Here is a 6,772-nt window from a genome sequence, read left to right on the forward strand (position 1 = left end):
GTAATGGCATACTCCAGCACTTGGCGGACAGGCCCTATTGGTGAAACTGCCTGAGCAGGTCCGCCGCTATATCCCCATTCATAGGTCATAATCACCACGAAGTCGACAATTTCTCCGTGCGCCTTGTAGTCATGGGCAGTATACCATTCTCCCATCTGGGCGGCGCTTGTTTTCGGAGCCAGGGCAGTCGAGATGAGCCAGCCTTCCTGCTTAAACCTGTCCCGAGCCTTCCTAAGGAATCGGTTATAGGCTTCGCGATCAGCGGGGCGAAGAAATTCAAAGTCAAAATGGATATCACGGAAGCCATACTTTTTTGCAGTGGCTACAATATTATTAAGAAAACGATCCTGCACCGGAATATCATTTAATAATATACGGCCTAGCTCATCGCTAAACTGGTCATTTTCTTGGTTCGTAATAACCATCATCAGTGTATTGTTATTTGCCCTTGCAATTGCAGGGAAATCATTGAGAAGCGGTTCTTTCAGCGAACCATCACGGAGGGCCTGGAAGCTGAAGGGTGCAAGGTAGGTCAAATAAGGAGCAGCCTCGCGCGCAGCAGTTTCCAGAGCAGGAGCAACGGTGTTCCCGCGCGGTTCGACATACGCATTGAATTCGGCTCTTGTTTTTGGCCGCGGCGGAATATAAAGACGGAGGCCAAGAGAAAGAGGCTGATTGACAGATATTCCATTAATCCTCGCAAGCTCTTGATAAGCAATTCCGAACTTCCTTGAGATCGACCACAAGGAATCGCCTGGCTGGACCCAGTAAAAGCTGCCGACAATCGGAATGACCATTGCCTGACCAACCACAAGGTTATTTGGATTAGGAAGTTCATTTGCTTCTGTAATATCCTGAACGGATGACCCATAAATCTGGGCAATCTGCGATAATCTCTGATTAGGCCGCACAACATGTATTTGCATTTTCTTCCCTCCCTGGCATAATAGCGCTACAACCATTGTATGAAGGAAGAAAATGCAGTATGTTATAAACCAAGCTCCTTAACTGGCTTAGTTTCTGCAGACAATACATTTTTCATCATTGTTAAAGCATATTTGTTATCTTCATCGTTGTTTGAAGCAATGCAGTCCTCAGGGATCATGAGGTTATATTCACGCATATAGGCATCATTGGCGGTGAAGAGAACACAAATATTACCGGCGATACCAGTCAGGATTAGAGTATCAACGTTCAATTGCTGCAGCAGGGTATTAAGTGCCGTTCCGTAAAAAGCGGAATGCTTTGGTTTTATCAAGAAATAATCCTTGTTCTTTTCAGGAGAAATCTTTTTGATGATTTCCTCGCTTTTTTCATTGGTGCAAAAATCTATTATTTTTTCGAAATCAGCCTGCCATAGATTATAATGGTCATTAATATAGATGACAGGCAGATCTCTTTCGTTAAAATTCTTTTTTAACTGTAAAATAGGATCAATTATTTTCATAGTATGTTCAGCCAATGCTTCTCCAGCATCAAAATTAAAGTCGTTGATCATATCGATGATTAATAATGCCGTTTTCGTCATGTACTTCCTCTCCTTTGCTTTATTTTTAGACCGCGGGAGGATTATTAAACCACATGGAAATAAATCACTTACTCAATTACCGGAGGAAAAGATGTCAGCTCAACTAACTCCAGATGAACAATATATGTATCAAGCGATTGAAGAGGCGAAAAAAGCGGGACAAATAGATGAAGTACCCATTGGGGCAGTCATTGTGCATAATGGTGAGGTCATCGCACGTGCCCATAATCTTCGTGAGACACGGCAGAGTTCAATTGCCCATGCCGAAGTGCTGGCAATTGATGAAGCTTGCTCGAAGCTCGGGACTTGGAGGCTTGAAGATGCGGTTCTCTACGTCACTCTTGAGCCATGTCCGATGTGCGCAGGTGCAATCATGCTGTCGCGAGTGAAAAAAGTAGTATATGGCGCCGTAGATCCAAAGGGTGGATGTGCGGGGACATTTATGAACATTCTCCAGGATGAACGCTTTAACCATCAGAGTGAAGTAGTATCTGGCGTACTGGAGGAGGAATGCGGTGCACTGTTGTCTGATTTCTTTAAGACTCTGCGCGAAAAAAAGAAACGTATGAAAAGACTGGCGAAAGAGGCATTGGAACAGCATACAGGAATTGACAGCCAATAAACATTGATTTTTTTAGGCGAAGTTAGTATACTATGGATGTGTCCTTGAGACACACCTAAACAAGGTTTCAATTTTGCCGTGCTAGTCGGGGAGGTAGCGGTGCCCTGTACCCGCAATCCGCTCTAGCGGGGATGAACTCCTTCCCGAGGCTGTTTTACTGTAGGGTCTGCCTTAAGTAAGTGGTGTTGACGCCCGGGTCCTGCGCAATGGGAATCCATGAACCATGTCAGGTCCGGAAGGAAGCAGCATTAAGTGGACGCTCCCATGTGCCGCAGGGTTGCCTGGGCCGAGCTAACTGCTTAAGTAACGCTTATGGTATTCAGTCGACGGAAGGTGCGCGGCAGTTATATAATAAACAACCAGCTCATTTCCTTTGCGGAGATGAGTTTTTTGTTGTTTCAAGAAAGTCGAGAAAAAACCTTGAACTTTCCATTTGTAAAAGTGAAATTGAAAAAAATATGCGTTATAATAGGAAAGATAACAAAACGAAGGGAGCGGTGTCATTGGCCTACCAAGCTTTATATCGTGTCTGGCGTCCACAGCAGTTCATTGATGTGGTCGGGCAGGAACATGTCACAACGACACTGCAAAATGCTCTGCTTCAACAAAAAATATCACATGCCTATCTTTTTTCGGGACCGCGTGGAACCGGAAAGACGAGTGCTGCAAAAATTTTGGCAAAAGCAGTTAACTGTGAAAATGCTCCGGCAACCGAGCCTTGTAATGAGTGTGATGCCTGCCGTGGAATAACGGACGGATCCATTCCTGATGTGATCGAGATTGACGCCGCTTCTAATAACGGTGTTGAAGAAATCAGGGATATTCGTGACAAGGTTAAATATGCGCCAAACGTCGTGAAGTATAAAGTATACATCATAGACGAAGTGCATATGCTTTCCATCGGAGCGTTCAACGCACTGCTCAAAACTCTTGAAGAGCCTCCTAAGCATGTCATCTTTATCCTCGCAACAACTGAGCCTCATAAGATTCCCTTAACGATCATTTCAAGATGCCAGCGATTTGATTTTAAGAGAATCACGGCCCAGGCCATTGTTGGCAGAATGAAGCAAATTGTTGAGGAATCTGGAGTTAATTGCGATGAAAAAGCCCTGCAGATCATTGCAAGGGCAGCAGAAGGTGGAATGAGGGATGCCTTGAGCTTGCTTGACCAGGCGATTTCATTCAGCCAGGACAAGGTTACGCTTGAAGATGCATTAACTGTAACCGGTACAGTCTCACAAAATTTCCTTAATCAGCTAGCGAATGCGATTTACGAGCGGAACGCTGCAGCCGGACTGGAAGCGTTGGAAGAACTGCTCATGCAAGGAAAAGATCCAGCAAGGTTCATTGAGGACCTTATATATTTTTACCGAGATATGCTCCTGTATAAGGCTGCACCAGCTCTTGAAGAATCCATGGAAAGAGTCATGCTTGATGAGGATTTTCAGGAATTGGCCAATAAAATTGATACAGCCCAAATTTATGAATTAATAGAAGTTTTGAACAAAGCACAGCAAGAAATGCGCTGGACCAACCATCCGCGTATTTTCCTTGAGGTCGCAATAGTGAAGCTATGCCAGCTGGAAAATCAATCTCCGGCCAGCAATGTTAATGTCGAGCCTTTGCTAAAAAGGATTGAACAGCTTGAGGAAAAACTTGCTTATTTCCAGCAAAATCCTGGTCAAGCTGCGGGTGAGCCTGCTGCGGCTGCAAAAAAAGCGCCGCGTACGAACCGGAAAGGTTTCCAGGCACCGGCAGGTAAAATCAAAGAAGTGTTAAAGAATGCGACAAAGGCAGATCTTCAGACAATCAAAAGCCGGTGGGGCGACCTTCTTGAAATGCTTGCAGCAAAACAAATGCGTTCACAGGCTGCATTGTTGAATGAAGCTGAGCCAGTTGCTGCATCCGATGCGTCTGTAGTGATAAAATTCAAATATGAAATACACTGTCAAATGGCAATGGAAAACACCAGGTTTGTCGAGACTGTCAGCAGTGCCATGTATGAATACACAGGCAAGAGGCTGCAGGTAATAGGTGTGCCGGAAGACCAATGGCTACAAATAAGGGAAAGTTTTATCAGCCAAAGAGGCGAAGGTGCAGAAGAAGGGACATCAGCTAATGAAGACCCGCTGATTTCTGAAGCCAAGAAATTATTTGGCGATGAATTAATACAAATACAAGATTAAAATTGGAGGTACGTGAATATGATGCGTGGAATGGGTAATATGCAGAATATGATGAAGCAAATGCAAAAGATGCAAAAGAAGATGGAAGAAGCACAAGCTCAATTAGGTGAAGAAAAAATCGAAGGAACCGCTGGCGGCGGCATGGTTACTGTCATCGTAACTGGACATAAGGAGATTGTGGATGTTCAAATCAAACCAGAAGTCGTTGACCCTGATGATGTTGAGATGCTACAAGACCTAGTGCTTGCGGCAACGAATGATGCATTGAAAAAAGCAGAAGAACTAACAAACAATACAATGGGACAATTCACAAAAGGGATGAACCTTCCTGGGGGAATGTTCTAGGAGGAATAGAAAAGAATGCATTATCCTGAACCAATATCGAAGCTGATCGACAGCTTTATGAAATTGCCGGGCATCGGTCCTAAAACGGCTGCACGTCTGGCATTTTTTGTCTTGAGCATGAAGGAAGAAACCGTTTTGGATTTCGCAAAAGCACTTGTAAATGCCAAGAGGAATCTGTCTTATTGTTCGGTTTGCGGCCATATCACAGACCAGGATCCTTGTTATATTTGTGAAGACCAGCGCAGGAATCGAAGCGTCATCTGTGTAGTCCAGGATCCAAAAGATGTGATTGCCATGGAAAAAATGAAGGAATATAACGGCTTGTATCATGTACTCCATGGTGCGATTTCTCCAATGGATGGCATTGGCCCGGAGGACATCAATATACCTGATCTATTAAAGAGGCTTCAGGATGAGACTGTTCAGGAGGTAATCCTTGCAACTAACCCAAATATAGAGGGAGAAGCAACAGCCATGTATATTTCTCGGCTGTTAAAACCGTCAGGCATTAAGATCACGCGTATAGCACATGGACTGCCAGTCGGCGGTGACCTTGAATACGCTGATGAGGTCACGCTCTCCAAAGCAATGGAAGGACGACGGGAAGTGTAATTCGAGGGAATCTCCAGCTACATCGAACCTTGGAATGCTTTTCGGACAGGAAGCTGAATCGGTTCCTAACCGGAAAAGTGACTTAATTAAGCGATAAATTCACCTGGAGGAAAGTCATGTTGTTTCGTAAAAAGAAATGGCTTAGAAAAGAATTCGACCAAAAATTAATGGAACAGCTTAACACCATGAAGACAAACTGGAACAATCAAAAGCTCCTGGTTGAAAGAAGCTTCGATCCATCAGAAGAGTTTATCACCGAAGCAAAGATTGCCGAAGCGAAGTACTTCTTTCTATTTAAAGAAGCGAAACACAGGAAAATTACGATTAAGGTAAGGTAGCACGTATTTTCCATGCGATAAGGTCTTATTTTGATAACTTGTACATAAAAATTAGTACAAGACATTGAAATAAGGGGGAACAGTATGGATCCTGTAGTTGTCATATCAATCCTTGGCGGATTGATCTTCCTGCTGCTAGTCATAGGTGCACCAACAAAACCACTCCGCTTTGTCGGTCAGGGTGCAGTAAAGATTTTAATCGGAGCCATCTTTTTATTTTTTCTTAATGCTTTCGGAACCAGCTTCGGAGTTTATGTCCCAATCAATATTGCAACAGCAGCGGTTTCTGGATTGTTAGGAATACCTGGTGTGTTTGCACTTGTTGCGATTCAGACATGGATCATATAATGATTAGCTGTTGAAGTTAATGAAAATAAGCTTGTGGAAAGCGGCATTCAGACTGTAGACGAACTCGATAAAAATCGAGCTTGTTTACAGTCTTTCTTTTGTTTGGAGGAGAAATGGGGCTATTGATTTCCGTTCCCGGCGCTTCGCTTTCCGCGGAAGAATTATGATAAAGCCCAACTGCCGGCTTTTTCATAAGCAAATTCTTCGTGGGGCTGCCGCTGAGCCTACTCGCCGCCACGTGCGTCTGCGGGGTTTCATCTGTCCAGCTGATCCCGCAGGACACTGAATAGCTTCCTTGAATGAACCCACGCACGAAAAAATGCGGTAGCATTTCGAAAAGTCTGCGCGTCTTCCACTCCAATCAACAGGGCTTCTGAACTTATTGAGGAACGGTACAAAAGCTTCTTTTAATTTTTTCGTGGTCTTTGGCATCTTTTTTGAACCCTCATTAAGTTTCGAGTATTTCAGTATCTATTACTCTTTTATATCCGAAAACAATGAGTCATCCCCAAAAAAGCTTTTTTTGAAAATAGTTATTGACCAATCAAGCAAGAGTTGTTAATATATAAAAGTTGCTGTTGGACATCAGTTAATAACTTTTAAAAAAGTGTTGACGAGGCAGTGGTAGCATGATATATTATTTAAGTCGCCTACGAGCGACGTTGAAAAATTGCTCTTTGAAAACTAAACAAACAAGCGTCAACAAACAATATTTTATAGTGACTTCTATTATATAGATGATCACTAGCCAACGTTTTAAATTATGAGCTAACTCATAACTCTTTTTTGGAGA

General features: G+C 43.4%; 9 protein-coding genes and 1 other RNA gene. 7 read left to right on the forward strand and 3 right to left on the reverse strand.

Going from position 1 to position 6,772, the window contains the following annotated elements; genetic code table 11:
• Both WB217_RS09220 and WB217_RS09225 read right to left on the reverse strand, forming a co-directional pair.
• Positions 1-926: LysM peptidoglycan-binding domain-containing protein (locus WB217_RS09220; protein ID WP_423992753.1), on the reverse strand; the 926-nt coding region annotated here is incomplete at its 3' end.
• Positions 927-988: 62 nt separating this feature from the next.
• On the reverse strand, positions 989-1,528 hold the full coding sequence (locus WB217_RS09225; protein WP_423992755.1) for an isochorismatase family cysteine hydrolase: 540 nt from the start codon (positions 1,526-1,528) through the stop codon (positions 989-991).
• A gap of 91 nt (positions 1,529-1,619) precedes the next feature.
• On the opposite strand from WB217_RS09225, the gene tadA reads away from it, so the two are divergent.
• From tadA to WB217_RS09260, 7 genes are all read left to right on the forward strand, one after another.
• Entirely contained in the window at positions 1,620-2,150 is a 531-nt protein-coding gene (gene tadA, locus WB217_RS09230; protein ID WP_423992757.1) for a tRNA adenosine(34) deaminase TadA, read from the forward strand.
• Positions 2,151-2,226: 76 nt separating this feature from the next.
• An RNA gene (ffs, locus tag WB217_RS09235) (signal recognition particle sRNA large type) lies at positions 2,227-2,491 on the forward strand.
• Between the two features lie 162 nt (positions 2,492-2,653).
• Positions 2,654-4,336: a DNA polymerase III subunit gamma/tau gene (gene dnaX / locus WB217_RS09240; RefSeq protein ID WP_423992759.1), complete on the forward strand. Its 1,683-nt coding sequence runs from the start codon at positions 2,654-2,656 to the stop codon at positions 4,334-4,336.
• 18 nt (positions 4,337-4,354) lie between these two features.
• On the forward strand, positions 4,355-4,681 hold the full coding sequence (locus WB217_RS09245) for a YbaB/EbfC family nucleoid-associated protein (protein WP_335433107.1): 327 nt from the start codon (positions 4,355-4,357) through the stop codon (positions 4,679-4,681).
• Between the two features lie 15 nt (positions 4,682-4,696).
• Complete coding sequence (gene recR, locus WB217_RS09250; protein WP_423992762.1) at positions 4,697-5,293, forward strand: recombination mediator RecR; 597 nt, start codon at positions 4,697-4,699, stop codon at positions 5,291-5,293.
• A gap of 116 nt (positions 5,294-5,409) precedes the next feature.
• The gene (locus WB217_RS09255) at positions 5,410-5,631 is read left to right on the forward strand and encodes a YaaL family protein (protein WP_335433109.1); all 222 of its coding nucleotides are present in this window, start codon (positions 5,410-5,412) and stop codon (positions 5,629-5,631) included.
• An 84-nt stretch (positions 5,632-5,715) separates the two neighbouring features.
• Positions 5,716-5,979 (forward strand): pro-sigmaK processing inhibitor BofA family protein, encoded by a 264-nt coding sequence (locus WB217_RS09260; RefSeq protein WP_423408663.1) that lies wholly within the window; start codon positions 5,716-5,718, stop codon positions 5,977-5,979.
• 16 nt (positions 5,980-5,995) lie between these two features.
• Here WB217_RS09260 and WB217_RS09265 read toward each other — a convergent pair whose 3' ends face one another.
• Positions 5,996-6,340 (reverse strand): hypothetical protein, encoded by a 345-nt coding sequence (locus WB217_RS09265; RefSeq protein ID WP_423992765.1) that lies wholly within the window; start codon positions 6,338-6,340, stop codon positions 5,996-5,998.
• Between the last annotated feature and the right edge of the window lie 432 nt (positions 6,341-6,772).

The organism is Mesobacillus sp. (assembly GCF_049588175.1).
In the GTDB taxonomy this organism is placed as follows: Bacteria; Bacillota; Bacilli; order Bacillales; family Cytobacillaceae; genus Mesobacillus.

Bases quoted from the DNA above. Each gene is read 5' to 3' on its own strand.
- recR (WP_423992762.1), top strand. From the start codon at position 4,697: ATGCATTATCCTGAACCAATATCGAAGCTGATCGACAGCTTTATGAAA.
- WB217_RS09245 (WP_335433107.1), top strand. From the start codon at position 4,355: ATGATGCGTGGAATGGGTAATATGCAGAATATGATGAAGCAAATGCAA.
- WB217_RS09225 (WP_423992755.1), bottom strand. From the start codon at position 1,528: ATGACGAAAACGGCATTATTAATCATCGATATGATCAACGACTTTAAT.
- tadA (WP_423992757.1), top strand. From the start codon at position 1,620: ATGTCAGCTCAACTAACTCCAGATGAACAATATATGTATCAAGCGATT.
- WB217_RS09255 (WP_335433109.1), top strand. From the start codon at position 5,410: ATGTTGTTTCGTAAAAAGAAATGGCTTAGAAAAGAATTCGACCAAAAA.
- WB217_RS09260 (WP_423408663.1), top strand. From the start codon at position 5,716: ATGGATCCTGTAGTTGTCATATCAATCCTTGGCGGATTGATCTTCCTG.